Origin of the sequence: Calditerricola satsumensis, assembly GCF_014646935.1 — a bacterium.
GTDB classification, from domain to species: domain Bacteria; phylum Bacillota; class Bacilli; order Calditerricolales; family Calditerricolaceae; genus Calditerricola; species Calditerricola satsumensis.
In genome coordinates this window covers 1-2,735 of record NZ_BMOF01000090.1, presented here as the reverse complement: position 1 = coordinate 2,735, position 2,735 = coordinate 1, and the positions used below count along the sequence as shown (strand labels likewise).

The window sequence follows — 2,735 nt, the reverse complement described above, 5'->3', positions numbered from 1 at the left end:
GATTTCGATGTGAGTGATCCAGTCTCCCTTCGGTTAGATTTTAGCTGAGTGATTGCGGTTCGTTGACAGCGGGGGCGGATTTCCTTACAATACGACCATGCTTGTCGTCGGGATTGGAACAAGCGCATCGGCAGGAAGCATGTGTGAAGTGTGGGTGGGGGCGGCGCGAAAGGGCGTCGCGAACCGAATGGCCTTCACCACCGTAACATATAATCCTTATGGAAATTCTTAACGCAACGGGGGAATGGTCCGATGTCCGAAAAAGAAGTGATCCTGACGCCCGACGGGCTGAAAAAACTGGAGGAGGAGCTGGAGTACCTCAAGTCGGTCAAGCGGCGCGAGGTGGCCGAACGGATCAAAACGGCGATCAGCTATGGCGATCTCAGCGAAAATTCGGAGTACGAGAACGCCAAAAACGAGCAAGCCTTCATCGAGGGGCGCATCATCACCCTTGAAAAGATGTTGCGCAACGCCCGCGTGATCCAGAGCGACGACGTGGGCACCGACGTCGTGACGATCGGCTCGACGGTGAAGCTGCGCGATCTCGAGTTTGACGAGATCGTCGAGTATACGATTGTTGGCTCGGCGGAATCCGATCCGATGGCCAACAAAATCTCCAACGAGTCGCCCGTGGGCAAGGCGCTCCTGGGGAAGCCGAAGGGGGCCATCGTGGAAGTGCAGGCGCCGGCGGGCACCATCCAGTACGAGATCGTCGACATCAAGAAATGATCCCGACGAGGAAGGGGGCGCAAGACGCGAGCAATCCGCCCCCGGTGTGGGCGCCGGGGAGTGGCTCGCGTCGTTTTCCGTAACGGGAGGAGTGAAGGGCGAGCATGACGACGGACACCGAACGCAACGAACTCCTGCGCGTGCGCCGCGAGAAGCTGGAGGCCCTCCGCCAGAAGGGGATCGATCCGTTTGGGGGCAAGTTTGTGCGGACGCATCATGCCCAGGCGATTCACGATGCGTACGGCGGCTTGACCAAGGAGGAGCTGGAGCAGCGGCAGCCCGAGGTGATCATCGCCGGGCGGCTGATGGCCAAGCGCGGCCACGGCAAGGCCGGTTTCGGCCACGTGCAGGATCGCACCGGACGTATCCAGATCTATGTCAGGCTTGACGACGTGGGGGACGAGACCTACTCCCTCTTTGAGACGTGCGACATCGGCGACATCGTGGGCGTAAAGGGCACCGTGTTCAAGACGAACAAAGGGGAGACGACGGTTCGCGCCCGCGAGTTCGTCCTCTTGACCAAATCGCTCCGCCCGCTGCCGGAAAAGTTCCACGGGCTGAAAGACGTCGAGACTCGCTACCGCAAGCGGTACCTCGACCTGATCATGAACCCCGAGGTGAAGCGCACCTTCGAGATCCGCACGAAGGTGATTCAGGCCATTCGGCGCTTCCTCGACGACCGCGGGTTTTACGAGGTGGAAACGCCGACGATGCATACGGTGGCCGGCGGCGCGGCGGCCCGTCCGTTTATCACCCATCACAACGCCCTGGACATGGATCTGTACTTGCGCATCGCCCTCGAGCTGCACCTGAAGCGGCTCATCGTCGGCGGGATGGAAAAGGTGTACGAGATCGGCCGCGTCTACCGCAACGAGGGCATTTCGACGAAGCACAACCCCGAGTTCACCATGCTCGAGCTGTACGAGGCCTATGCCGACTATCACGACATGATGGCGCTGACGGAGGAGATGATCGCCTACGTGGCCACTGCGGTGCTGGGCACGACGGTGATCACCTACCAGGGCCACACCGTCGACCTGACCCCGCCGTGGCGGCGCGCGTCGATGGTTGACCTGATCAAGGAGCACGTCGGCGTTGACTTCAGCCGCCCGATGACCGACGCCGAGGCGCATCAATTGGCCCGAGCCCACGGCGTCGAGGTGCGGCCGAACATGACGTTCGGCCACATCGTCAACGAGTTTTTTGAGCAAAAGGTGGAGGACAAGCTCATCCAGCCCACCTTTGTGTATGGCCATCCCGTGGAGGTCTCCCCCCTGGCGAAGAAGAACGCCGCCGATCCGCGCTTTACCGATCGCTTCGAGCTCTTTATCGTCGGGCGCGAGCATGCCAACGCCTTCTCCGAGTTGAACGACCCGATTGACCAGCGGGAGCGCTTCGAGGCCCAGCTGCGCGAGCGGGAGGCGGGGAACGAGGAGGCGCACATGATGGACGAGGACTTTCTCGAGGCGTTGGAGTATGGCATGCCGCCCACCGGCGGGCTCGGCATCGGCATCGACCGGTTGGTCATGCTGCTTACCGATTCCCCGTCGATTCGCGACGTGCTCTTGTTCCCGTTGATGCGCGAGCGGGAGTGACCCGTTCGCGTTTTTTCGTGCAGGTCGAGGCGACGTTTCCGGGAAAGGTCCGAACCGCGCGCCGGGATCCTCTTGACAGTCATGCAAGGGTTGTGATAAAACCATAAATGTGTGTCGCATTGTGAAAGAAGCACACCACCGACGAAAAAGATAAAAATTGCATCTTGATCTTTGTGTTGTGTTATGATATTTTAAGTAATGGAATCCCCGCCGCGCGAGAGGGCGCGGCAACAAGGCGACGGTTCCTTGAAAACGGAAGCAGCGCAGCCGACGCGGCCGGGATTTCGGACAAGCGCTTCATGGCCGCCGGAGGAGGGGTCGCAACCGGGCGCGTGGTCCGGAGGCGACCTGTGCCGGCGGGTTTGCATGGAGAGTTTGATCCTGGCTCAGGACGAACGCTGGCGGCGCGCC

At 60.8% G+C, this 2,735-nt stretch carries 3 protein-coding genes; all 3 read left to right on the top strand.

What is annotated here, in order from left to right:
• The first annotated feature begins 252 nt into the window (after nt 1-252).
• The gene (gene greA / locus IEX61_RS12105) at nt 253-729 is read left to right on the top strand and encodes a transcription elongation factor GreA (protein ID WP_054672868.1); all 477 of its coding nucleotides are present in this window, start codon (nt 253-255) and stop codon (nt 727-729) included.
• Nucleotides 730-833: 104 nt separating this feature from the next.
• Nucleotides 834-2,324 carry a lysine--tRNA ligase gene (gene lysS / locus IEX61_RS12100; protein ID WP_188818234.1) on the top strand — a complete coding sequence of 497 codons (1,491 nt, stop codon included), beginning with the start codon at nt 834-836 and terminating at the stop codon, nt 2,322-2,324.
• 164 nt (nt 2,325-2,488) lie between these two features.
• Nucleotides 2,489-2,735, top strand: a 247-nt coding sequence (locus tag IEX61_RS12580) for a hypothetical protein (RefSeq protein ID WP_229725871.1), incomplete at its 3' end; no start/stop codon positions are given.

Coding starts and splice junctions, on each gene's coding strand:
- greA (WP_054672868.1), top strand. CDS start 253: ATGTCCGAAAAAGAAGTGATCCTGACGCCCGACGGGCTGAAAAAACTG.
- lysS (WP_188818234.1), top strand. CDS start 834: ATGACGACGGACACCGAACGCAACGAACTCCTGCGCGTGCGCCGCGAG.